At 61.2% G+C, this 24,521-nt stretch carries 21 protein-coding genes and 1 tRNA gene; 17 read left to right on the top strand and 5 right to left on the bottom strand.

Going from position 1 to position 24,521, the window contains the following annotated elements:
* Positions 1–33: 33 nt before the first annotated feature.
* The 3 genes from motA to dinD all read left to right on the top strand — a co-directional run bounded on the left by motA (position 34) and on the right by dinD (position 2,986).
* A complete protein-coding gene (motA, locus tag AC3WRD_RS00735) occupies positions 34–885 on the top strand; it encodes a flagellar motor stator protein MotA (protein ID WP_007952169.1) in 852 nt (283 codons plus the stop codon).
* A gap of 3 nt (positions 886–888) precedes the next feature.
* Positions 889–1,968, top strand: a complete 1,080-nt coding sequence (gene motB, locus AC3WRD_RS00730; protein WP_102620138.1) for a flagellar motor protein MotB — start codon at positions 889–891, stop codon at positions 1,966–1,968.
* Positions 1,969–2,134: 166 nt separating this feature from the next.
* Positions 2,135–2,986, top strand: coding sequence for a DNA damage-inducible protein D (gene dinD / locus AC3WRD_RS00725; RefSeq protein ID WP_102620137.1), 852 nt, complete (start codon positions 2,135–2,137; stop codon positions 2,984–2,986).
* A 104-nt stretch (positions 2,987–3,090) separates the two neighbouring features.
* Here the strand turns inward: dinD and rsgA are convergent, their stop codons facing one another.
* Entirely contained in the window at positions 3,091–4,122 is a 1,032-nt protein-coding gene (gene rsgA, locus AC3WRD_RS00720) for a small ribosomal subunit biogenesis GTPase RsgA (protein WP_102620136.1), read from the bottom strand.
* 107 nt (positions 4,123–4,229) lie between these two features.
* Here rsgA and orn point away from each other — a divergent pair, with 107 nt between their 5' ends.
* Positions 4,230–4,772, top strand: a complete 543-nt coding sequence (orn, locus tag AC3WRD_RS00715; RefSeq protein ID WP_096819824.1) for an oligoribonuclease — start codon at positions 4,230–4,232, stop codon at positions 4,770–4,772.
* 84 nt (positions 4,773–4,856) lie between these two features.
* A complete protein-coding gene (locus AC3WRD_RS00710) occupies positions 4,857–5,468 on the top strand; it encodes a trimeric intracellular cation channel family protein (protein ID WP_096819823.1) in 612 nt (203 codons plus the stop codon).
* Here AC3WRD_RS00710 and queG read toward each other — a convergent pair.
* The gene (gene queG / locus AC3WRD_RS00705) at positions 5,450–6,529 is read right to left on the bottom strand and encodes a tRNA epoxyqueuosine(34) reductase QueG (protein ID WP_102620135.1); all 1,080 of its coding nucleotides are present in this window, start codon (positions 6,527–6,529) and stop codon (positions 5,450–5,452) included. The two genes, AC3WRD_RS00710 and queG, sit on opposite strands and share 19 nt — an antisense overlap.
* A 63-nt stretch (positions 6,530–6,592) precedes the next feature.
* On the opposite strand from queG, the gene AC3WRD_RS00700 reads away from it, so the two are divergent.
* From AC3WRD_RS00700 to AC3WRD_RS00645, 12 genes are all read left to right on the top strand, one after another.
* Positions 6,593–8,092, top strand: coding sequence for an NAD(P)H-hydrate dehydratase (locus AC3WRD_RS00700; protein ID WP_102620134.1), 1,500 nt, complete (start codon positions 6,593–6,595; stop codon positions 8,090–8,092).
* Positions 8,080–8,550 (top strand): tRNA (adenosine(37)-N6)-threonylcarbamoyltransferase complex ATPase subunit type 1 TsaE, encoded by a 471-nt coding sequence (tsaE, locus tag AC3WRD_RS00695; protein WP_096819821.1) that lies wholly within the window; start codon positions 8,080–8,082, stop codon positions 8,548–8,550. The genes AC3WRD_RS00700 and tsaE overlap by 13 nt, the downstream gene beginning before the upstream one ends.
* 51 nt (positions 8,551–8,601) lie before the next feature.
* Complete coding sequence (locus AC3WRD_RS00690) at positions 8,602–9,990, top strand: N-acetylmuramoyl-L-alanine amidase (RefSeq protein WP_371858308.1); 1,389 nt, start codon at positions 8,602–8,604, stop codon at positions 9,988–9,990.
* Positions 9,987–11,897: a DNA mismatch repair endonuclease MutL gene (gene mutL, locus AC3WRD_RS00685; RefSeq protein WP_102620132.1), complete on the top strand. Its 1,911-nt coding sequence runs from the start codon at positions 9,987–9,989 to the stop codon at positions 11,895–11,897. The genes AC3WRD_RS00690 and mutL overlap by 4 nt, the downstream gene beginning before the upstream one ends.
* Positions 11,897–12,868 carry a tRNA (adenosine(37)-N6)-dimethylallyltransferase MiaA gene (gene miaA / locus AC3WRD_RS00680; protein WP_085732663.1) on the top strand — a complete coding sequence of 324 codons (972 nt, stop codon included), beginning with the start codon at positions 11,897–11,899 and terminating at the stop codon, positions 12,866–12,868. Before mutL ends, miaA begins: the two co-directional genes overlap by 1 nt.
* A 93-nt stretch (positions 12,869–12,961) precedes the next feature.
* The gene (gene hfq, locus AC3WRD_RS00675; protein WP_007902656.1) at positions 12,962–13,222 is read left to right on the top strand and encodes an RNA chaperone Hfq; all 261 of its coding nucleotides are present in this window, start codon (positions 12,962–12,964) and stop codon (positions 13,220–13,222) included.
* 12 nt (positions 13,223–13,234) lie between these two features.
* The gene (gene hflX, locus AC3WRD_RS00670; RefSeq protein ID WP_096819817.1) at positions 13,235–14,536 is read left to right on the top strand and encodes a ribosome rescue GTPase HflX; all 1,302 of its coding nucleotides are present in this window, start codon (positions 13,235–13,237) and stop codon (positions 14,534–14,536) included.
* 96 nt (positions 14,537–14,632) lie between these two features.
* On the top strand, positions 14,633–15,802 hold the full coding sequence (hflK, locus tag AC3WRD_RS00665; protein WP_085685164.1) for an FtsH protease activity modulator HflK: 1,170 nt from the start codon (positions 14,633–14,635) through the stop codon (positions 15,800–15,802).
* A complete protein-coding gene (gene hflC / locus AC3WRD_RS00660; RefSeq protein ID WP_007950723.1) occupies positions 15,802–16,671 on the top strand; it encodes a protease modulator HflC in 870 nt (289 codons plus the stop codon). Before hflK ends, hflC begins: the two co-directional genes overlap by 1 nt.
* 313 nt (positions 16,672–16,984) lie before the next feature.
* Complete coding sequence (locus AC3WRD_RS00655; protein ID WP_085746509.1) at positions 16,985–18,172, top strand: ATP phosphoribosyltransferase regulatory subunit; 1,188 nt, start codon at positions 16,985–16,987, stop codon at positions 18,170–18,172.
* Positions 18,173–18,226: 54 nt separating this feature from the next.
* A complete protein-coding gene (locus tag AC3WRD_RS00650; RefSeq protein WP_102620131.1) occupies positions 18,227–19,516 on the top strand; it encodes an adenylosuccinate synthase in 1,290 nt (429 codons plus the stop codon).
* Positions 19,517–19,656: 140 nt separating this feature from the next.
* The gene (locus AC3WRD_RS00645) at positions 19,657–21,591 is read left to right on the top strand and encodes a methyl-accepting chemotaxis protein (protein ID WP_096819816.1); all 1,935 of its coding nucleotides are present in this window, start codon (positions 19,657–19,659) and stop codon (positions 21,589–21,591) included.
* Between the two features lie 43 nt (positions 21,592–21,634).
* On the opposite strand, the gene AC3WRD_RS00640 is transcribed toward AC3WRD_RS00645, so the two are convergent.
* The 3 genes from AC3WRD_RS00640 to AC3WRD_RS00630 all read right to left on the bottom strand — a co-directional run bounded on the left by AC3WRD_RS00640 (position 21,635) and on the right by AC3WRD_RS00630 (position 24,490).
* Entirely contained in the window at positions 21,635–23,200 is a 1,566-nt protein-coding gene (locus tag AC3WRD_RS00640; protein ID WP_096819815.1) for an ABC transporter permease, read from the bottom strand.
* Complete coding sequence (locus AC3WRD_RS00635; RefSeq protein WP_096819814.1) at positions 23,200–24,210, bottom strand: iron ABC transporter substrate-binding protein; 1,011 nt, start codon at positions 24,208–24,210, stop codon at positions 23,200–23,202. Before AC3WRD_RS00635 ends, AC3WRD_RS00640 begins: the two co-directional genes overlap by 1 nt.
* A gap of 193 nt (positions 24,211–24,403) precedes the next feature.
* Positions 24,404–24,490 (bottom strand) — tRNA-Leu (locus tag AC3WRD_RS00630).
* Positions 24,491–24,521 lie beyond the last annotated feature (31 nt).

The raw sequence follows: 24,521 nt of genomic DNA, 5'->3' as shown, positions 1-24,521 counted from the left end.
CTTGAACCCGACTTAAATAAGTACTTTCTACCTATGGCTAAAATTATCGGCATCATCGTCGTATTCGCGAGCGTGCTCGGCGGATACGTGCTCTCCCACGGCAAGATTGCCGCCCTGATCCAGCCTTTCGAGGTGATGATCATCGGTGGTGCGGCACTCGGAGCATTCCTCCAGGCCAACCCCGGTTACATGACGATGCACGTGCTCAAGAAATCTCTGAGCATGTTCAGTTCGCGTTTCAGCCACACGTTCTATCTGGAAGTGCTGGGCCTGATCTACGAGATCCTCAACAAGAGCCGCCGTGAAGGCATGATGGCCATCGAGGGCGACATCGAAGATGCCGCTGCGAGCCCGATCTTCGCCAAGTACCCGGCGGTACTGAAAGACGAACGCATGACCGCGTTCATCTGCGATTACCTGCGCATCATGTCGTCCGGCAACATGGCGCCGCACGAGCTGGAAGGCTTGTTCGACATGGAACTGTACAGCCTCAAGGAAGACCTGGAGCATCCGTCCCACGCGGTGAACGGCATCGCCGACGCCATGCCGGGTTTCGGTATCGTCGCGGCGGTACTGGGTATCGTGGTGACCATGGCCTCGTTGGGTGAAGGCGATCAGAAGTCCATCGGTTTGCACGTGGGTGCGGCACTCGTGGGTACCTTCTTCGGTATTCTCGCGGCATACGGTTTCTTCGGCCCGCTGGCGCACTCCCTGGCGCACGATGCCAAGGAAGAGCTGAACGTCTACGAAGCCATCAAGGCCTCGCTGGTAGCTTCGGCGTCCGGCATGCCGCCATCGCTGGCTGTCGAGTTCGGTCGCAAGGTTCTGTACCCGGCTCACCGTCCAAGCTTTGCCGAGCTGGAACAAGCCGTTCGCGGTCGTTAAGTCATGGAAAATAACCAGCCGATAATCATCAAGCGCGTCAAGCGCATCGCCGGCGGGCATCACGGCGGGGCGTGGAAGATCGCCTTCGCCGACTTCGCGACGGCGATGATGGCGTTCTTCCTGGTGTTGTGGCTGCTGTCCACCGCGACCCCGGAACAGAAGATCGCCATCGCCGGTTACTTCAAGGACCCGGTCGGTTTCTCCGAGAGCGGCACGCCGTACATCATCGACCTGGGCGGTACGCCGACCCTGGCGCCGGAAAACACCCTCAACCCTGAAGTGAAGTCGCAGCCGCAACCGGACAAGGTCACGGTCGACACCGAGCAGGTTGAAGGCATGGCCGAGCAGGTCGAGAAGGAACGTCTGGAACTGTTGCTGCAAGAACTGCAGAACAAGGTCGACGAGAATCCGCAGCTGCAGAAGTTCAAGGATCAGATCCTGTTCGAGATCACGCCGAACGGCTTGCGCATCCAGATCATGGACGCCGAGAACCGTCCGATGTTCGACTCCGGTTCTGCACGCCTGAAGCCGTACTTCGAAGACATCCTGCTGGCCATGGCCGACACCATCAAAGCGGTGCCGAACAAGATCAGCATCAGCGGCCACACCGACGCCAAGCCGTACACCGGCACCGGTGACTTCGGTAACTGGGAGCTCTCGGCCAACCGTGCCAACGCCGCCCGGCGTGCGCTGGTGGCGGGTAGTTATCCGGACGGGCAAGTGGCGCGGGTCGTGGGTTACGCCTCGTCGGCGCTGTTCGACAAGGAGAACCCGTTCAACCCGGTCAACCGTCGCATCGACATCGTGGTGCTGACCAAGAAGGCCCAGGCGGCCATCGAAGGTTCGCAAGGTACCGAACCGTCGAAACCGGCAGATCAAGGTCAGAACGGTGCGGCCCCGGCCACACCGGTCGACCCGAACGCCTTGCCGGCGGATCAGCAACCAGTGCCGGCGCACGAACTGCGCGAACGGTTGAACCTGTTTGACGACGCGGCGCCGAAGCCAGCCGCGCCGGCTGGCGCGGCGCCAGCCCCGGCGCCCGCTGCACCCGCCACTGCCCCGGCGCCCGCGTCCAAGCAGTGACCCACAAAAAAGCCGACAGTGATGTCGGCTTTTTTGTATCCGGCGACGACTGGGCGCTTTTTTGATCAGCCTCTCACGGATAATCCCCGATCAGCGCACACGGGTGTTTTGCTTTAAATGGCCAGCAATGAATTCAAATCCTTCTGAACCACAGGGAGTCGTGACGATGGAAAATCAGACAATCTTTTTGCTGCAACAGCAATTTGACGAATTAGCGCAACGGGTGCCTGGCGAGGGTATCGAGTTCTGGTTCGCTCGCGAACTGCAGGAGCCTTTGGGTTATGCACGTTGGGAAAACTTTCTCACCGTTGTCCAGCGTGCAATAGCCTCGTGTGAAGCCACCGGTGTGGATGCTCTCGATCATTTTCGTGGCGTTACGAAAATGATCGAGATTGGCAAAGGTGGGCAACGAGCTACCGACGATTTCATGCTTACGCGCTATGCCTGTTACTTGATTGCGCAGAATGGCGATCCGCGTAAACGGCCCATTGCCTTTGCTCAGAGCTATTTCGCGCTACAAACGCGCAAGCAAGAGTTGATTGAAGACCGGATGCGCCTGCTGGCCCGCTTTGATGCTCGTGATCGCTTGCGCGAGTCGGAAAAAGAACTGTCGCAGAATATTTACGAACGTGGCGTGGATGATGAGGGGTTTGCTCGTATCCGCTCCCGGGGAGATGCAGCGCTTTTCGGTGGGAAAACGACTCAAGCGATGAAAGATCGCTACGGCATCATCAAGAGTCGGCCACTTGCTGATTTTCTGCCTACATTGACTATTGCTGCGAAAAATCTTGCCACTGAGATGACCAATCACAATGTGCTTCAGGTTGATTTACAGGGTGAGTCGGCTATTGCGAGCGAGCATGTCCAGAACAATTTGAGCGTGCGCGACATGCTGGACCAGCGTGGTATCAAACCCGAGGAACTCCCTGCGGAAGAGGATATTCGCAAGCTTGAACGTCGGGTTAAATCACAGGAAAGGAGCATCGCAAAGCAGGCGCCGAAGCTACCGGCTGACTGATATTGAGGTGGTCGCTGGAGTGGATCCACAAACAAAAGCCGCAGATGACTGCGGCTTTTGTTTGGCTGGGACATTCCCAAAGTCAGCGTTGCTGGCGATCTTGTTCAGTAGCCGTTTTCAGGCAGGCTGGCGATGATCGAGCGGTAGCTGTTCATTCGCTGCTGTTGCACGCGGCCATCTTCCAGGGCCTTGAGCAGGGCGCATCCTGGCTCGCGGTCGTGCTTGCAGTCGCGGAAGCGGCAGGTGCCGAGCAGGTCGTCGAACTCGATGAAGCCAGCCTCGACGTCGGCTCGGCTGACGTGGCCCAGGCCGAATTCGCGGATACCCGGGGAGTCGATCAGCTCACCGCCACCAGGGAAGTGGAACAGGCGCGCGGTGGTCGTGGTGTGGGTGCCCTGGCCGGACAGTTCGGACAGCGGGCCGACGCGGGTTTCCACCTCGGGCAGCAGGCTGTTGACCAGCGACGACTTGCCGACACCGGACTGACCAACGAACACGCTGATGCGCCCGTCGAGCTGCTTCTGCAATTGCTCCATGCCGTTGCCGTGGTGCGCCGACACTTCCAGCACCGGATAACCCAGCGTGCGGTACACCGCCAGCAGTGCATTCAGCGCCGGGGCATTCTGCTCGTCTATCAGGTCGAATTTGTTCAGCAGCAGCAAAGGGCGGATGCCGGCGTGTTCGGCCGCGACCAGATAGCGGTCGATCAGGTTCGCATGGGGCTCGGGCAGCGGGGCGAACACGATGACGATCATGTCGACGTTGGCGGCCACCGGTTTGAGCTGGCCACGGCTGTCCGGCCGGCACAGCTCGGTGGTGCGCGGCAGTTGCGCGACGATCACGCCGATGCCCTGGTTGCCGGCGCGCCAGACCACTTGATCGCCGGTCACCAGCGCGGGCAGGTTGGCCCGCAAGTGGCAGCGGAAAACCTGGCCGGCCAGTTCGCCGTCAACAGCCTCGACTTCGACCTGCACACCGAAGTGGGCGATCACCAGGCCGTGCTGTTCCGGGCCCAGATCGCCGCCTTCGAGCGCCTCGACAGCCGAGGACTCGCGTTTGGCGGCGCGGGCGGCGCGCTCGCCCTGAATCTTTTCGATGCGCCAGTTTTGACGACGATTGAGTTGGCGTTTGGCCATGGGTGTTCCGTCTGAAGAATGCAGCGATTAGGTAAAACGGCCGCGAGTTTAGCACGCCCGGGCACCGCCCTAGGCTAAACTGCGCAGCATTGCCTAGGAGCCGAAATATGCAAAACCCGCAGAATCTGATCTGGATCGACCTGGAAATGACCGGTCTGGATCCGGAAAACGACGTCATCATCGAAATGGCCACCATCGTCACCGACAGTGACCTGAATACGTTGGCCGAAGGCCCGGTGATCGCCATCCACCACAGCGACGAAGTGCTGGCCCGCATGGACGAGTGGAACACCCGCACCCACGGCAACTCCGGCCTGACCCAACGCGTGCGCGACAGCCGCGTCAGCATGGCCGAGGCTGAAGCCGAAACCATCGCCTTCCTCGAGCAGTGGGTGCCGAAGGGCAAGTCGCCGATCTGTGGCAACAGCATCTGCCAGGATCGCCGCTTCCTCTATACCCACATGAAGTCGCTGGAAAGCTACTTTCACTATCGCAACCTCGACGTTTCCACGCTCAAGGAACTGGCCGCGCGCTGGGCGCCGGACGTGCGCGACAGCTTCAAAAAGGGCAGCACTCACCTGGCGCTGGACGACATCCGTGAATCCATCGCCGAGCTGCAGCACTACCGCAAGCATTTCATCAAGTTCTGAGATCGGCGACCCACGCCGAGGCGCCCTCTTTTGGTGCCCCGGCGAAGTGAGTAGACTGCGCGCCTTCCTGCCAGGATCGCCACCATGTTGCTGATGCTCTACCTCGTCGCCATTACTGCCGAAGCCATGACCGGCGCCCTGTCTGCGGGCCGTCGCGGCATGGACTGGTTCGGCGTGGTGCTGATCGCCTGCGTCACGGCATTGGGCGGCGGTTCGGTGCGCGACGTGCTGCTCGGGCACTACCCGCTGACCTGGGTCAAACACCCGGAATACCTGGTGCTGACCACGGTCGCGGCGATGATCACCGTGTTCACGGCACGCTGGATGCGCCATCTGCGCTCGCTGTTTCTGGTGCTCGACGCGGTCGGTCTGGTGGCGTTCACTCTGATCGGCTGCATGACCGCGCTGGAAATGGGTCACGGCATGCTGGTGGCTTCGGTCAGTGGCGTGATCACTGGGGTGTTCGGCGGCATCCTGCGCGACATCTTCTGCAACGACATCCCGCTGATCTTTCGCCGCGAACTCTACGCCAGCGTCTCGTTCGCCGCGGCGTGGTGCTACATGCTGTGCCTGTTCCTGAACGTGCCGAGCGAGCAGGCGATTCTGATCACCCTGTTCGGTGGCTTTCTATTGCGGCTGTTGGCGATTCGCTTCCATTGGGAAATGCCGAAGTTCGTCTATAACGACGCGCCTTGACGGTCGGCGTGCTGTTTCAGCGCCCACTCCACATGCTCGCGCACCAGCTCTGACGGGTATTCGCGCCGCGCCTTGAGCGCTTCCAGCACCGGAATGCTCGACGGTGCGTTACCCAGTCCCACCGCCAGATTGCGCAGCCAGCGCTCATAGCCGGCGCGGCGCAGCGGCGAACCCTCGGTGCTGCTGAGGAACTTGTCTTCATCCCACAGAAACAGCTCGGCCAGTTCGGCGTTGTCCAGATTGTGCCGTGGCTTGAAATCGCTTTCGCCGGACGGGCGGGCGAAGCGGTTCCACGGGCAGCAGATCTGGCAGTCGTCGCAGCCGAACACCCGATTGCCGATCAACGGTCGCAGGTCTTCGGGGATGGCGTTCTTCAGCTCGATGGTCAAGTAAGAAATGCAGCGCCGCGCATCCAGCACATACGGCCCGACGAAAGCGTTGGTCGGGCAGATGTCGAGGCACGCGGTGCAGCGCCCGCAATGTTCGGTGCTATGGGGGTCATCCACCGGCAGGGGCAGGTCGACGAACAGCTCGCTGAGAAAGAAGTAACTGCCGGCCTTGCGGTTCAGCACCAGGGTGTTTTTGCCGATCCAGCCCAGGCCGGCCTGTTCGGCGATGGCTTTTTCCAGCACCGGGGCGCTGTCGACGAAGGCGCGGAAGCCGAACGGGCCGATTTCGGATTGAATCTTGTCCGCCAGTTGTTGCACGCGTTTACGGATCAATTTGTGATAATCGCGGCCCAAGGCATAACGCGAGATGTAGGCCTTTTCCGGTTTGGCCAGCAATTGCGCCATTTGCGTGTCGCCCGGCAGGTAGTCCATGCGCAAGGACACCACGCGCAAGGTGCCCGGCACCAGCTCTTCGGGGTGCGAGCGTTTGCTGCCGTGGGCGCCCATGTAATCCATTTCGCCGTGGTAGCCGGCCTCGAGCCAGCGTTGCAGATGCTGCTCGTGCTCGGCCAGGTCCAGACCGCTGATGCCGACTTGCTGGAAGCCCAGCTCGCGGCCCCAGTCCTTGATGGATTGGGCGAGGGCGGGAAGATCTGTGGTGATGGCGGACATGAGGCGAGAGAAACCGGAGCTGAGGTGCGTATAATTCTGCCAGACATCGGAGCCCGAAGACGCATGCCGCACACTAAAGATCAATTACCCGACGCGCTGTACTGCGCCGCGCAAGTGCGGGCACTCGACGCACGGCTGATTGCCGCCGGCACGCCGGGCTTCGAATTGATGCAGCGTGCCGCCCATGCCACCTGGCGTGCACTGGTGCGCCAATGGCCAGCCGCGAATGAATTGACGGTGCTGGCCGGGCACGGCAACAACGCCGGCGATGGTTATCTGGTGGCTGCGCTGGCCCGGCGTGCGGGGTGGACGGTGCAGGTGCTGGCCGTCGGCGATCCGCAACGCTTGCAGGGCGATGCGGCCCTGGCGCATGCCGAAGCAGTGGCTGAAGGCGTTGCGATTGCTGTTTGGAATGTTTCCAGTGAATTGCGCGGAATTCTTGTCGACGCGCTGCTTGGCACCGGTCTGAGCGGTGATGTGCGTGAGCCGTATGCATCTGCCATCGCAGTCATCAATGCCAGCGGCCTGCCGGTGGTGGCGGTCGATATCCCTTCCGGTTTGTGTGCCGATACCGGCCATGTGCTGGGCAGCGCGGTGCGCGCTGACCTGACCGTGACCTTCATCGGGCTGAAACTCGGCCTGTTTACCGGGGGCGCGGCGGATCACGTCGGCGACCTGCTGTTTAACGATCTGCAAGCGCCTGCCGAAACCTACAGTGACATTGCCGTCGCCGCCCGCCGGCTCAATGCCGGTAATCTGCCGCGCCTGCCTGCTCGATTGCCGGCTACGCACAAGGGGCGTTTTGGCCATGTCCTGCTGATCGGTGGCGATCACGGCTTTGGCGGCGCGATTCTTCTCAGCACCGAAAGTGCGTTGCGCAGCGGAGCCGGAATGGTGTCGCTGGCGACCCGCCCGGAACATGTCCCGGCAGCGTTGAGCCGGGTTCCTGAAGCCATGGCGTTGGGCACTTCGTCGGCCAATCAACTGATGGGGCTGCTGGAAAAAGTGTCCGTGCTGGTAGTAGGTCCGGGGCTTGGGCAAGCGAGTTGGGGCAGGGCACTGCTGTCGGCCGCCGCCAATGCACCGCTGCCGCAAGTGTGGGATGCCGACGCGTTGAATCTGCTGGCGTCCGGATTTGTCACTCTGCCCAAAGATTGTGTGATCACGCCGCATCCGGGTGAAGCGGCGCGTTTGCTGGGGATCAGCACCGCCGAGGTGCAGGCCGATCGTCCTGCGGCAGCACTGGCATTGAGCAAAAAATATGCAGCGGTGGTGGTGCTCAAGGGCGCGGGCAGTCTGATCGCTCACCCCGACGGGCGTCTGGCGTTGTGTCATCAAGGCCATCCGGCCATGGCCACCGCCGGGCTCGGCGATGTACTGGCCGGTCTGGTCGGTGCGTTGCTGGCTCAGGGCATGAATGCGTTCGATGCGGCGTGCCTGGCGGTCTGGCTGCACGCCAGCGCAGGAGCGCAACAAGGTAAATTCGGCCGTGGGCTGGCGGCCAGTGATCTGATTCCAGCCATTCGTCAGTTGTTGGAGGAGCATGCACCGTGTCTGAAGTAACCCTGTACCTGGCCGATGAACAGGCGATGAGCGACTTTGGCGCACGGATCGCCCGCGTGACCGGGGGGCATGGCCTGATCTTCCTCGAAGGCAACCTCGGCATGGGTAAAACCACGCTGTCGCGGGGCATCATTCGCGGGCTGGGGCACGTCGGTGCGGTGAAAAGCCCGACCTTCACGCTGGTCGAGCCCTACGAGATCGGTGACATCCGCGCCTTCCACTTTGATCTGTATCGTCTGGTCGATCCGGAAGAGCTGGAGTTTCTCGGCATTCGCGACTATTTCGAAGACGACGCCCTGTGCCTGATCGAGTGGCCCGATAAAGGTGCAGGCTTTTTGCCAAAGCCTGACCTGACCATTACCATTAGCCCGCAAGACAGCGGGCGTTCGCTGACTATTTTGTCCCAGGGCTCGCGTGGCGAGGCCTGGTGTGCCGCTTTGGCATTGGAAACCAATTAAATGATGGGGTTAGGTATGCGCTTTCGCGCGTTGGTGGCTGCCGCTGGACTGATGTTGATGGCAGTAACCGTCAACGCTGTGGCCGACACGAAGGTCAACAGCGTGCGCCTGTGGCGGGCGCCGGACAACACGCGTCTGGTGTTCGACCTGACCGGTCCGGTGCAGCACAGCGTTTTCACCCTGACGTCGCCGGACCGTCTGGTCATCGACATCAATGGCGCCACCCTCGGCGCACCGTTGAAAGTCTCCACCGCCAATACGCCGATCACTGCGATGCGTTCGGCCCAGCGTACGCCGACCGACCTGCGGGTGGTCATCGACCTGAAAAAAGCCGTCACCCCGAAGAGTTTCTCGCTGGCGCCAAACGCGCAGTATGGCAACCGTCTGGTGGTCGACCTGTTCGATAACCCGGCCGATGCCGCGCCGCCACCACCCACACCTGCGCCGACACCGGCAGTTGCGACCGTTCCGGCCGTGCCGGTCACCCCGACAGAACCGGCGATCAAACTGCCTCCGGCCCCGGCCGGCAAGCGCGACATCATTGTGGTGATCGACGCCGGCCACGGCGGCGAAGACCCGGGCGCGTCCGGCTCACGCGGTCAGCGCGAGAAAGACGTGGTGCTGCAGATCGCCCGTGAGTTGCAGCGTCAGGTCAACGGCATGAAAGGCTTCCGCGCCGAACTGACCCGTACCGGCGACTACTTCATCCCGTTGCGTGGCCGTACCGAAATCGCCCGCAAGAAAGGCGCCGATCTGTTCGTCTCGATCCACGCCGACGCCGCGCCGTCTGCGGCGGCCTTCGGTGCTTCGGTGTTTGCCTTGTCCGACCGTGGCGCCACCTCGGAAACCGCCCGCTGGCTGGCAGACAGTGAAAACCGTTCTGACTTGATCGGTGGTGCCGGCAACGTCAGCCTCGACGACAAGGACCGGATGCTTGCCGGCGTGCTGCTCGACCTGTCGATGACCGCCTCGCTGACCTCCAGCCTCAACGTCGGCCAGAAAGTCCTGACCAACATTGGTCGCGTCACGCCGTTGCACAAGCAACGCGTTGAGCAGGCCGGGTTCATGGTGCTGAAGTCGCCGGACATCCCGTCGATCCTGGTGGAAACCGGCTTTATCTCCAACGCCAACGAAGCGAACAAGCTCTCGGCCTCGAGCCACCAGCAGGCGCTGGCGCGTTCGATCAGCAGCGGCGTACGCCAGTTCTTCCAGCAGAACCCGCCACCGGGCACTTACATTGCCTGGCTGCGTGATTCGGGCAAGATCGCCCAGGGGCCACGTGATCACCGCGTCAGCCCGGGCGAGACCCTGGCGATGATTGCCGTGCGTTATCAGGTGTCGCCAGCCACTTTGCGCAGTGCCAATAACCTCAGCAGCGATGAGCTGAAGGTCGGTCAGCACCTGACCATTCCTGGTACCGAACTGGCGTCCAAAGAATGAATCAGGTTCTGAACGCGGCCCGCATCGAACTGCTCAGCCCACGGCTGGCGAACCAGATCGCCGCTGGCGAGGTGGTTGAGCGCCCGGCCTCGGTGATCAAGGAATTGCTGGAAAACAGCCTCGACTCCGGCGCCAGGCGCATCGACGTCGATGTCGAGCAGGGCGGCGTCAAGCTGCTGCGGGTGCGTGATGATGGCAGCGGCATTTCCGCCGATGACCTGCCGCTGGCGCTGGCCCGTCACGCCACCAGCAAGATCCGCAACCTTGAAGACCTCGAACAGGTGATGAGCCTGGGTTTCCGGGGCGAGGCACTGGCGTCGATCAGCTCCGTGGCGCGCCTGACCCTGACGTCGCGTACCCGCGATGCCGATCAGGCCTGGCAGGTCGAGACCGAAGGTCGCGACATGGCACCCCGCGTGCAGCCGGCGGCGCATCCGGTCGGCACCTCGGTGGAAGTCCGTGACCTGTTCTTCAACACCCCGGCACGGCGCAAATTTCTCAAGACCGAAAAAACCGAATTCGATCATCTGCAAGAAGTGATCAAGCGTCTGGCGCTGGCGCGTTTCGACGTGGCGTTTCATCTGCGCCATAACGGCAAGACCATCCTCAGCCTGCACGAGGCTCACGATGACGCGGCCCGCGCCCGGCGTGTGGCGGCGATCTGCGGTTCGGGCTTCCTTGAACAGGCCTTGCCGATCGAGATCGAGCGCAATGGCTTGCATCTGTGGGGTTGGGTCGGTCTGCCGACGTTCAACCGCAGTCAGGCGGACTTGCAGTATTTCTTCGTCAACGGCCGTGCGGTGCGCGACAAACTGGTGGCCCACGCGGTGCGTCAGGCCTATCGCGATGTGCTGTTCAACGGCCGGCATCCGACGTTCGCGCTGTTTTTCGAGGTCGATCCGGCAGCGGTCGACGTCAACGTGCACCCGACCAAACACGAAGTGCGCTTCCGTGACGGGCGCATGGTGCATGACTTCCTGTATGGCACCTTGCACCGTGCCCTCGGCGATGTGCGACCGGAAGATCAGCTTGCCGGTTCGGTCACTACCGCAATCGTGCGGCCAACCGGCCTCGAAGCCGGTGAGTTTGGCCCGCAAGGTGAAATGCGTCTGGCCGCCAATGCGCTGCTGGAGCAGCCGCAGGCACAACCGACTTTCAATACCTCGTCGGGCGCCAGCACTGGTGGCGCTTATCAGTATCAATACACGCCGCGTCCGCAATCTGCGGTGCCGCCGGCCGCTGAAGCTCAGGCTGCGTACCGCGAGTTTTTCGCGCCGCTGCCCGAGGCGAATGCCAATGCGCTACCGGCCGGTCAGGAAGATATTCCGCCACTTGGCTACGCGCTGGCACAGCTCAAGGGCATCTATATTCTGTCCGAGAACGCTCAGGGCCTGGTTTTGGTGGACATGCACGCCGCTCACGAGCGGATCATGTACGAACGCCTGAAGATCGCCATGGCGAGCGAAGGCCTGAGTGGCCAGCCGTTGCTGGTGCCGGAGTCGCTGGCGGTCAGTCAGCGCGAGGCCGATTGCGCCGAAGAGCATGCGGCGTGGTTCCAGCGTCTCGGGTTCGAATTGCAGCGTCTGGGCCCGGAAACCCTGGCGATCCGCCAGATTCCGGCCCTGCTCAAACAGGCCGAGGCCAACCGTCTGGTGGGCGACGTACTGTCGGACTTGATGGAATACGGCACCAGTGACCGGATCCAGGCGCACCTGAATGAACTGCTCGGCACCATGGCCTGCCACGGCGCGATCCGCGCCAACCGCCGCCTGGCCTTGCCGGAAATGAACGGTCTGCTGCGCGACATGGAAAACACCGAGCGCAGCGGTCAATGCAACCATGGCCGACCGACCTGGACCCAACTGGGCCTGGACGATCTGGACAAACTGTTTCTGCGCGGTCGTTGATGAGCCAGCTTCCTCCAGCGATTTTCCTGATGGGCCCGACCGCTGCGGGCAAGACCGACCTGGCCATCGAGCTGACCAAGGTGCTGCCGTGCGAGTTGATCAGCGTCGATTCGGCACTGGTCTATCGCGGCATGGACATCGGCACGGCCAAACCGTCCAAAGAACTGCTCGCCGAACATCCTCATCGGCTGATCGACATTCTCGACCCGGCCGAGAGTTATTCGGCGGCCGATTTCCGCCGCGATGCCCTGCAAGCCATGGCCGAAATCACCGCACGCGGAAAAATTCCGCTGCTGGTAGGCGGCACGATGCTCTATTACAAGGCTTTGGTCGAAGGTCTGGCGGATATGCCGGCGGCGGATCCCGAGGTTCGTGCGCAGATCGAGGAAGAGGCTGCACGCCTTGGCTGGCAAGCCTTGCACGATCAGTTGGCAGTGATCGACCCGGAATCGGCGGCGCGTATTCACCCGAATGATCCTCAGCGCCTGAGTCGTGCGCTGGAAGTCTATCGGGTCAGCGGTCAGAGCATGACTGAACTGCGGCTGAAACAATCTGAACAAAGTACCCAAGCTGCGGCATCGGGACTGCAACAATTGCCCTATACTGTCGCGAACTTGGCCATTGCTCCGGCAAATCGTCAGGTACTGCACGACCGCATTAAACAAAGATTCACAAATATGCTGGAACAGGGATTCATCGACGAGGTCGTAGCCCTGCGTAATAGAAGTGACCTGCATGCCGGGTTGCCGTCTATACGTGCGGTAGGCTATCGCCAAGTCTGGGATTACCTGGATGGCAAGCTGACGTCGGCTGAAATGCAGGAGCGGGGCATCATTGCCACGCGCCAATTGGCCAAACGCCAGTTTACCTGGCTGCGCAGCTGGGACGATTTACACTGGCTCGACAGTCTGGATTGCGACAATCTGCCACGCGCCTTGAAATACCTTGGGACCATCTCCATATTGAGCTGAGTCCTTGCAATTGCCGTCTATCCTTGGGGGTGTGGCGGCAAAAGCCATCTGATTACCTATTTTTTATATTGAATCCTTAAAGGAGTGCGGCACATGTCAAAAGGGCATTCGCTACAAGACCCTTACTTGAATACTTTACGTAAAGAGAAAGTTGGGGTTTCCATCTACCTGGTCAACGGTATCAAACTGCAAGGCACGATCGAGTCGTTCGACCAGTTCGTTATCCTGCTGAAGAACACCGTCAGCCAGATGGTTTACAAACACGCTATCTCTACAGTCGTGCCGGTTCGTCCAATTCGTCTGCCAAGCGCAACCGAATCCGAAGCAGGTGACGCTGAGCCAGGTAACGCCTGATAGGAGTCTCCTTTGTTCTTTGAGCGCCACGGTGGTGGTGAGCGAGTCATCCTCGTTCACTTGGATGGACAGGACCCTGAGGCGCGCGAAGATCCGCAGGAGTTTCAGGAGTTGGCAAATTCGGCCGGCGCCGAGACCGTTGCGTTTTTTAACGTGCCGCGTCATCGGCCAACGGCCAAATTCCTGATTGGCAGCGGCAAGGTCGAGGAACTGCGCGACCTGGTCCACGCCGAAGAAGCCGATCTGGTGATCTTCAATCACGTCCTCACGCCCAGTCAGGAACGTAACCTCGAACGTGTTTTCGAGTGTCGCGTGATCGACCGTACCGGTCTGATTCTCGATATTTTCGCCCAGCGCGCCCGCACCCATGAAGGCAAGCTCCAGGTCGAACTGGCCCAGCTTGACCACATGAGCACCCGGCTGGTTCGCGGCTGGACTCACCTTGAGCGTCAGGGTGGCGGTATCGGCATGCGCGGTCCGGGTGAAACCCAGCTCGAAACCGACCGGCGACTGCTGCGGGTTCGCCTGCGCCAGATCAAGGGGCGGCTGGAAAAAGTGCGCAGCCAGCGCGAACAGTCGCGTCGCGGCCGCTCGCGTGCGGATATCCCAACCGTGTCTCTGGTGGGCTATACCAACGCCGGCAAATCCACGCTCTTCAATAACGTGACGAAATCCGACGTGTACGCGGCGGACCAGTTGTTCGCCACGCTGGACCCGACCCTGCGCCGTCTGGAACTGGACGACCTGGGGCCGATTGTCCTGGCCGACACCGTGGGTTTCATTCGTCATTTGCCGCACAAGCTGGTCGAGGCATTTCGGTCTACGCTCGAAGAGTCGAGCAATTCCGACCTGCTGTTGCACGTGATCGATGCGGCCGAACCGGATCGCATGTTGCAGATCGAGCAGGTGATGGTGGTGCTGGGCGAGATTGGTGCCCAGGACTTGCCGATCCTCGAGGTCTATAACAAACTCGATTTGCTTGAAGGCGTTGAGCCACAAATCCAGCGCGACGAAAATGGCAGGCCTCAACGGGTCTGGCTGTCGGCGCGGGATGGCACTGGTCTGGAATTGCTTGAGCAAGCCATTGCCGAATTGCTGGGCAGTGATTTGTTTGTCGGAACCTTGCGTTTGCCCCAGCGGTTTGCGCGTCTGCGTGCACAGTTCTTTGAGCTGGGCGCGGTACAGAAAGAAGAATACGACGAAGAAGGTGTCAGCTTGCTGGCCATTCGATTGCCACGCTCGGAGCTCAATCGACTGGTCAGTCGTGAAGGCGTTGTGCCGACGGAGTTCATCGAGCAACACACTTTGCAATAAAAGCCTGAAAAAGCGGTTGTGCCGCAACGGCAGGCATTCTGTAGCATTGGTCGGCGCGCCGTGGGTGCGTCTTTGCTTTATCAGATGGAGAGCGCTATGGCTTGGAATGAGCCGGGTGGCAACTCGAACAATCAGGATCCTTGGGGTGGCAAGCGCCGCAATAACGGCGACCGCAAGGGACCACCAGATCTCGACGAGGCCTTCCGAAAGCTGCAGGAAAGCCTGAACGGGTTGTTCGGTGGTGGTAAGAAACGGGGTGACGATGGCGGTGGTTCGGGCAAGAGTGGCGGCTTCGGCGGCCTGCTCGGCATCGGCCTCGTCGTGCTGGCGGCCGTGTGGCTGTACAGCGCGGTGTACGTGGTGGACGAGCAGGAGCAAGCCGTGGTGCTGCGCTTCGGCAAGTACTACGAGACCGTCGGCCCGGGCCTGAACATCTATTTCCCGCCGATCGACAAGAAGTACATGGAAAACGTCACGCGTGAGCGTGCCTACACCAAGCAGGGCCAGATGCTGACCGAAGACGAGAACATCGTCGAAGTGCCGCTGACCGTGCAGTACAAGATCAGCAACCTGCAGGACTTCGTGCTGAACGTCGACCAGCCGGAAATCAGCCTGCAACATGCGACCGACAGTGCGCTGCGCCATGTGGTGGGTTCCACCGCGATGGACCAGGTGCTGACCGAAGGTCGTGAGCTGATGGCCAGCGAGATCAAGGAGCGTCTGCAACGTTTCCTCGATACCTATCGCACCGGTATTACCGTCACTCAGGTCAACGTACAGAGCGCAGCTGCACCGCGTGAAGTGCAGGAAGCCTTCGATGACGTGATCCGCGCCCGTGAAGACGAGCAGCGTTCGCGCAACCAGGCTGAAACCTACGCCAACGGCGTGGTGCCGGAAGCCCGTGGTCAGGCCCAGCGCATCCTCGAAGATGCCAACGGCTACCGCGACGAAACGGTCTCGCGCGCCAAGGGTGAGGCTGATCGCTTCACCAAGCTGGTTGCCGAGTATCGCAAGGCGCCCGAGGTCACGCGTCAGCGTCTGTACCTGGACACCATGCAGGAAGTCTTCAGCAGCACCAGCAAGGTACTCGTGACCGGCAACAAGAACGGCCAGAGCAACCTGCTTTACCTGCCGCTGGACAAAATGATTCAGAACAGTTCGGGCAGCAATGCACCGGTCACCGGCTCGGCTGCCGCCAGCAACAACACGGACGTCACGCCGCATGTCACTGACCTGCCGCAGTCGCGCACAAGGGAGACCCGCTGATGAGCAATAAATCGCTGATCGCCCTGATCGTTGGCGTTGTTGTGGTACTGGTCGGCTGGAACTGCTTCTACATCGTGGCTCAGACCGAGCGTGCGGTGTTGCTGCAGTTCGGTCGTGTGGTTCAGGCCGATGTTCAGCCTGGTCTGCATGTGAAGGTGCCTTACGTTAACCAGGTGCGTAAATTCGACGCACGTCTGATGACGCTGGATGCACCGACACAACGCTTCCTGACGCTGGAAAAGAAAGCCGTGATGGTCGATGCCTACGCCAAGTGGCGCGTGAAGGATGCCGAGCGCTTCTACACCGCGACTTCCGGCCTCAAGCAGATCGCCGACGAGCGTCTGTCCCGTCGTCTGGAATCGGGCCTGCGTGACCAGTTCGGTAAACGTACCCTGCACGAAGTGGTGTCCGGTGAGCGCGATGCGCTGATGGCCGATATCACGGCGTCGTTGAACAAGATGGCGGAAAAAGAGCTGGGTATCGAAGTGGTCGATGTCCGGGTCAAGGCCATCGATCTGCCGAAAGAAGTGAACCGCAGTGTGTTCGAACGTATGAGCACCGAGCGTGAGCGTGAAGCTCGCGAGCACCGCGCCAAGGGTAACGAGCTGGCCGAAGGCATCCGTGCCGACGCCGATCGTCAACGCCGCGTGCTGCTGGCTGAAGCCTATCGTGAATCCGAAGAGATTCGCGGTGACGGTGACGCCCAGGCTGCTGCGATCTACTCCAAGGCCTACGGCCAGGATCAGGAGTTCTACGGTTTCTACCGTAGCCTGCGTGCCTACCGTGAAAGCTTCGCGAACAAATCCGACGTCCTGGTCCTCGACCCAAGCAGCGACTTCTTCCGTTACCTGGAAAAGTCCAAGCCTTGATACGACGTTGACCTGAATCATTCCGCCCGGCGGCTAAAACCTCGGGCGGGGTGATCCTTTGGGAAAACGTGTGTATGATGCGGCAGCCGGGAAATTCCCGGCTTTTTTGCGTCTGCACGTTTGATTGCTGTTTTTGTTGCAGAAGATCGGGTTGAATGACCCGACAGTTTTTCGAGGAAAGTGATGGGCGAAGCCGGTAACAGGCCTTTCGCCGCGTCGTTCATGCGCGTGCGTTTTGAACGGGCCGGTCATTTTCTGCTTCACTCAAGGCTCGCCCTCGGGCTGGCCGCCCGGATCTAAGGGGAATGGCGTAATGGCAACGGTAGACCGCTGGCTGCTGCCAGATGGCATCGAAGAAGTACTGCCACCGGAAGCGGCGCGCATTGAAGTCGCGCGTCGTCAGGTGTTGGATCTGTTCCAGAGCTGGGGTTACGAGTTTGTCGTGACTCCCCATATCGAGTACCTGGAATCCCTGCTGACCGGCGCGGGCCAGGACCTGGATCTGCGTACCTTCAAGGTCATCGACCCGCAATCGGGCCGGCAGATGGGGTTCCGTGCCGACATCACGCCGCAAGTGGCGCGCATCGATGCGCACACCCTGCGTCGCGAAGGCCCGAGCCGTCTGTGCTACGCCGGCAGCGTGCTGCATGCCCAGCCGCGTGCCTTGTCGTCCTCGCGCAGCCCGATCCAGTTGGGCGCCGAGTTGTACGGCGATGCGAGCCCGAGCAGCGACGTTGAAGTCATCAGCCTGATGCTGGCCATGCTGCAACTGGCCGATGTGCCGGACGTGCACATGGACCTGGGGCATGTCGGCATCTACCGCGGTCTGGCCCAGGCGGCCGGTCTGTCGGGTGAGGTCGAGCAGCAGTTGTTCGATGCGTTGCAACGCAAGGCTATCGACGAGGTCATTACCTTGACCGAAGGCCTGCCGGCCGATCTGTCCGGCATGCTGCGTGCGCTGGTCGACCTGTGCGGCGGCCGTGAAGTATTGAGCGCTGCCCGTGAGCGTCTGGCCAATGCGCCGGCGCCGGTACTGGCCGCGCTGGAAGATTTGCTGGCGATCGCCGAGCGGCTGTCGGCGCGCTTCCCGGAGCTGCCGCTGTACTTCGATCTGGGCGAGTTGCGCGGTTACCACTACCACACGGGTGTGGTGTTTGCGGTGTTCGTACCGGGTGTTGGTCAGTCCATCGCTCAGGGCGGTCGTTACGACGACATCGGCGCCGACTTCGGTCGCGCCCGTCCGGCCACCGGCTTTTCCACCGATTTGAAAACCCTGGTGACCCTGGGGCGTGCTGAGATCGAGCTACCGTCTGGCGGTATCTGGATGCCTGACAGTACGGATGCGGCACTCTGGCAGCAGGTTTGCCAGTTGCGCAGTGAGGGTCAGCGTGTCGTTCAGGCGTTGCCTGGACAACCTTTGGCCGCCGCCCGTGATGCGGACTGCGACCGGCAATTGATCCAGCAGAACGGGCTTTGGCAAGTATCGCCACTGGCTTCTTGAGTTTTCCTGCCGGCCACCGCCGGCACCAAGTTTGCGCGAATGAGGACAAGTGTTATGGGTAAGAATGTCGTAGTCCTGGGCACCCAATGGGGTGATGAGGGCAAAGGCAAGATCGTTGATCTGCTGACCGAACATGCTGCCGCCGTAGTGCGCTACCAAGGTGGCCACAACGCTGGCCACACGCTGGTGATCGACGGTGAAAAAACCGTCCTGCACCTGATCCCGTCGGGCGTGCTGCGCGAAGGCGTGCAGTGCCTGATCGGCAACGGCGTGGTGGTTGCACCCGACGCCCTGCTGCGCGAGATCACCAAGCTGGAAGAGAAAGGCGTACCGGTGCGCGAGCGCCTGCGTGTCAGCCCGTCCTGCCCGCTGATCCTGTCCTTCCACGTGGCGCTGGACCAGGCCCGTGAAAAGGCCCGTGGCGAGCTGAAAATCGGCACCACCGGTCGCGGCATCGGCCCGGCGTACGAGGACAAGGTTGCACGTCGCGGCCTGCGTGTTGGCGACCTGCTCAACATGCCGCGCTTTGAAGACAAGCTGCGTGAACTGGTGGACTACCACAACTTCATGCTGGTCGGTTACTACAAAGAGCCTGCCATCGAGTTCGAAAAGACCCTGGCCGAGTGCAAGGAATACGCCGAGCTGCTCAAGCCGCTGATGCTGGACGTCACTGCCGAGCTGCACGACCTGCGTCGCGCCGGCAAAGACATCATGTTCGAAGGCGCCCAAGGTTCGTTGCTCGACATCGACCACGGTACCTACCCGTACGTGACCAGCTCCAACACCACCGCTGGTGGCGTGGCGACCGGTTCGGGCGTTGGCCCGATGTTCCTGGACTACATCCTGGGCATCACCAAGGCTTACACCACTCGCGTAGGTTCGGGTCCATTCCCGACTGAGCTGTTCGACGAAGTGGGCGCACACCTGGCCAAACAAGGTCACGAGTTCGGTGCGACCACCGGCCGTGCCCGTCGTTGCGGCTGGTTCGACGCCGTTATCCTGCGTCGCGCTATCGATGTGAACAGCATCTCGGGCATCTGCCTGACCAAGCTGGACGTACTCGACGGTCTGGAAACCATCAACATCTGCACCGGCTACAAAGACGCGCAAGGCAACGCTGTTGCGCCGACTGACGCTGACAGCTACGTGGGCCTGCAGCCTGTGTACGAAGAAGTACCGGGCTGGACCGAATCGACCGTGGGTGCCAAGACCCTGGAAGAGCTGCCGGCCAACGCTCGTGCCTACATCAAACGCGTTGAAGAGTTGATCGGCGCGCCGATCGACATTATTTCGACGGGCCCGGACCGCAACGAAACCATCGTTCTGCGTCATCCGTTCGCTTGATAAGTCGTTGATGTAAAAACACAAAGGCCCCTTCATCGGGGCCTTTGTCGTTTATGCCTGTTGGACGGCATGACCTTTGCTGTGAATCTGTCTACAAGAGTGCCATCAAATTAATGGCGTCAGAAGTAGAGGGATTCACAGTGTCGGCCGTTCTCTCACTGTTACAAAGCCGTTTGTTGCGGCCCGTATTCGTTACCCTTGGTATCGCCCTTTTGGTGCAAGTGTTGGTGGCCGTCGCCCTGACGCGGAGCACCGTCACCGCGCTGGAGGCCGATCTCGGTGCTCGCCTGGGCGTCGACAGCCAGAAGCTGTCCGGTGAGTTGGAGCAGGCCGGGCGGGAAGTCACGTCGAGCCTCGATACGCTATCCACCAATACTCGTCAGCGGCTGACTGCCGGCCTGTCCTCGCGTCTGAAGGACGAGCAGGCACAACTGCGTGCGACCCTGGAAAAAGACCTGAAGGACTCGGCCAACGACATGGCCCAGTTGCTCGCGTCCGTAGCGCCTCGCGCCATGTGGGACAGCGACGTGCCGACCCTGTCCGAATTCGCCCGCCGAGCCCAGCGCAATCCCAACGTGCTGTTCGTGGTTTATGACGACGCCACCGGCCAGCATCTGACCCGCTATCTCAACCGCGAAAACCCGATCAACAAGGCCCTTCTGGAAAAAGGCCAGGGTGAGCGGGCGCTGGATAAAGTGCTGGATGCGGCGAAGAACGATCCCTCGGTCTATTACCTCGAAGCGTCGATCAATCCCAACGGAGTCGAAATCGGCAAGGTGCTGATGGGCGTCTCGACGGCCTCGGTGGATGCCGATCTGGCGGCGCTCGATCAACGCTTCTCGGCGCTGATCGCCAGCAGCGATCAACTGGTCGGCGACAGCCTCAAGGGTGCTGCTGCCGACAGTGCCACGGCCATGCGCGCGCGCCTGCAATCGGCGCAGTCCACGGCTGCCGAGATGAAAGCCAACACGACCAGCACCGTACAGGACGCCGCCGCGACGCTGCGCTGGCGCATCGGCATGGGCCTGGCGCTGGTCGGTGCCGGCGTGCTGTTGCTGCTGGCCGTTGTACTCGGTCACCGTGTGGTCAACCGCTTGAAGATGCTCAACGCCGCCATGGATGATCTCGCGGCGGGTGAGGGCGATCTGACCAAGCGTGTGCAGATCAACAGCAAAGACGAAATCGGCGACATGGCTTCGGCGGTCAACCGCTTTGTGGATAAGTTGCAACCGATCGTGCGCGAGGCCGGGGATGTGGCTCAGCGTACCGGTGTGGAAATCGGCGCGATGACGTTGCGCAATGCCGGTGCCGACGCGGCGGCCGGGATGCAGCGTGATGAAGTGGCCGAGAGCTTGCGCGCGCTGTCGCAAATGGCTGATGAGGCGCAGTCGGAAAGCCATGCGATGCAGGCGGCGCTGAAGCAGGTGGTGGATATTCGTCAGGCCACTGACGAGAACACTCGCACGTCGGCCAAGGTCGGCAGCCTGATCGAGGCGCTGGCAGGGCAGGTTGATACCGGCGCGAAAGTCATCGAGCGCCTGGCGCAGCAAAGTGAGCAGATCGAAGTGGTGTTGACCGTGATTCACGGCATCGCCGAGCAGACCAACCTGCTGGCGCTCAACGCCGCCATCGAAGCGGCCAGGGCTGGTGAAACCGGACGAGGGTTTGCGGTGGTGGCGGATGAAGTCCGTGCGCTGGCGAGCAAGACCCAAAGCTCCACTGGCGACATTCAGGCGCACATCGTGGCCTTGCAGCAGGGCGCTCGTGAGGCGGTTGAGGCGATCGGGCAGGCCGGGCGCCAGGCCAGCGAAGGTTTGCTGGTGCTGCGTGACAGCGCGCGACTGCAGCAGTCGGTGCAGGCGTCGGTCGAGCAGGTGCATGCGGCGATTGGTCTGGCGACTCAGGCCGCGGCGCATCAGGCGCAGGGCGCGCAGGCTGTGCGTGGGCGCGTCGAGACGATTCATGCCCAGGCCGAGAAAGCCGCTCAGGCGGTGGTCGAAACAACGGCCAGCGGCAAGGTGCTGGACGGGCTGGCGGCGCAGCTCAAGGCCAGTCTGGGTCAGTTCCGGGCTTGATATATTGCGGGCAAAAAAAATCGCAGCTTCGGCTGCGATTTTTTTATCGGCTCAAATACATCCGGGTTGTCAGCAGGTAGACGGGCAAGCCCGACACCACAATCAACAACGCTGCATAAGGCGCTGCCGCGGCAAATTCGACGTTCGCGGTGTGTGCCCAGACTTCGGTCGCCAAGGTGTTGAGCCCGGTCGGACTCAGCAGTAGCGTCGCCGTCAGTTCCTTCATGGCATCCAGAAACACCAGCGCAAACGCCGCGCCCAGTGCCGGGAAGATGATCGGTAAAGTCACGCGGCAAAACGCGGTGAACGAAGACGCGCCCAGTGTGCGGGCGGCCTCTTCCAGTTGTGGTGCTGCCTTGTTCAGCGCCGTGCGGATCGGCGCTTGAGCCAGTGGCAGAAACAGCAGCGCATAAGCGATCAGCAACAGCGCGGAAGTCTGGTACAGCGCCGGCACATAATGCAGGGCGAAATACACCAGTGTCAGGGCGATCACCAGCCCCGGCAGCGCGTGCAGCAGATAAGGCAGGCGCTCGGCCCAGATCGCCAATTGGCCTTTGTAACGTACGACCAGCAACCCGACCGGCACCGCCAGCACCAGACACAATCCTGCGCCACCCAGAGACAGCGCCAATGAAGACAGCAAAGCTTCAGTGATCGCTGCAACCGGAAACGCCGCTGACGATCCCACGGCGAGCCAGTACGCCAGCATCCCCAGTGGAATCCCGCTGCCGACAATCGCCAGCATCAGGCAGTACAGCTGACCCGCAGCGGCCCACGGTCCCAATTGCACTTGCTCGGCGCGACGCGCAGCCCCTTGGCCGGTACGCACATGACGGCCCTTGCCGCGCACTCGCAGTTCCAGCCACAACAGCATCAAACACAACGCCAGCAGCACCGCTGACAGCATCGCCGCGTTGGCATTGCTGAATTCCAGTTCGAATTGCTGATAGATCGCGGTGGTGAAGGTTTGCAGACCAATGATCGACAGTGCGCCGAATTCCACCAACATGTGCAGCGCAATCAATAATGAGCCCGCCAGCAAAGACGGCCAGAGCAGCGGCAGGGTGACGCGGAAAAACACGCCCCAGCGATTCTGCCCCAGCGTTCGGGCGGACTCTTCAAGGGACGGATCGAGATTGCGCAGCGTGGCTGCCACCGGCAGGAAGATCAGCGGGTATTTAGACAGGCTCATCACCAGAATCGCCCCGCCGAGCCCTTCGAACTGCGCGCTGAGTGAAACCCAGGTAAAGCTGCTGACGAAGGCCGGCACCGCGAACGGCAAGCATAGAATCACGCCCCACAGGCGCCGGCCCGGCAGATTGCTGCGCTCCAGCAGCCAGGCCAGCGACAGGCCGATCACGCCACAAGTTACGGTTACGCCAACCATCAGCGCTAGCGTGTTGCGCAGCAGGCCGAACACGTAGGGGCGCCACAGCAAGTGCAGCGCTTCGCTCCAGCCGGCCTGCCAGGCTTTGAGCCCGACGTAGGCCAGCGGCAGCAGACTCATGACCACCAGCAGCAACACCGGCAGCACCAGCCAGATCGATGGCCGCTTGCGGCGTGGCACGTAACCCCCGCGAGCGGCGGAGGCGGATAGCGATGCGGTCATCAGTTCAGGCCAACTTCGCGTTCCAGGTCCAGCGCTTCTTCGGCATTGCCCAGGTCGGCGGGCGTGACGTCCGGCGCTTCCAGTTCACTGAAAGGCTTGAGGCCGCGATCCGACTCCATGCCTTTGTGCAGCGGATACTCGGCAGTCGTCTGGGTGATCACACGCTGGCCTTCTTCGCTGGCCATGTACGCGAGGAATTGCTGGGCTTCTTTTGGATGCTTGCTGGATTTCAGCACGGCTGCGCTGGAGACGGTAATCAAACCGCCCACATCGCCGCCAGTGAAGTAATGCAGTTTGGAGTCAAGCTTGCCTTTCTCCCGTTGCAGGGCGAACCAGTAGTAGTTGTTCACCAGTACGGTGGCGACTTCGCCGTTTTCCACAGCCTTGAGGGCGACCATGTTGTTGCTGTAGGTCTTGCCGAAGGCGCGCAGGCCGGTCAGCCATTCTTCGGCGGCTTCGCGACCGTGCTTTTTGATGATGGCGACGGCCTGTTCCTGAAACGCACCGCTGGTGGGCACGAAACCGACCTTGCCTTGCCATTGCGGATCGGCGAAATCCAGGACCGATTTCGGCAGGTCCTTTTCATCGACCAGTTTCGGGTTGAAGGCCACCACGCGAACCCGGGCGGTGACGCCGATCCAGGTGCCGTTGCCGGCGACGTATTCTTTTGGCAGAACGGCCAGGGTTGCATCGTCGGCCTTGGCCAGCAGGCCTTGTTCGCCGAGGTTGTTCAGCGGTGGGGATTCTTCGGTGTAGATGACGTCGGCGGGGGAGCGGTCGCCTTCTTCGATGATCTGGCTGGCGAGCTGGTTGCTGCTGCCCTTGCGTACATTGACGTGAATGCCGGTCTTGGCTTCGAAGGCTTTGGCGATCGCATCGCCGACTTCCTTGTGTTGACCGTTGTAGAGCGTCAGGGAAACCGCGTCGGCAGCCTGGGTGAGGGGAGTGGCGAGTGCCAGGCCGAGCAGGGTGAAGGTCAAGCCGCGGCGCAGGGTATTTCGAAACATCATTCGCAGGGTTCCTCACTGTCGCATTGCAAAAACTTGCAACAATGATAAACGATATCGTTTCTCAAATGCTCCTTGCGGGGGAGAGGGTGTGTCTGGTAGGTGCTGTGTCTCGGGCTTTTCCAAACCCCGGAAACGCAAAAACCCGCTTTCGCGGGTTTTTGTGAGATTCAAGATCGTGACCTTGAATTTGAATTGGTGCCCAGAAGAAGACTCGAACTTCCACGACCGTAAGGTCACCAGCACCTGAAGCTGGCGTGTCTACCAATTTCACCATCTGGGCATCTCGGCAACGTGTGTACGTCGTCGATGGC

This window comes from Pseudomonas sp. FW215-R2, assembly GCF_058789255.1.
Note: the sequence above shows the minus strand (reverse complement) of the source record. Positions and strands in the feature narration are given on the sequence as shown.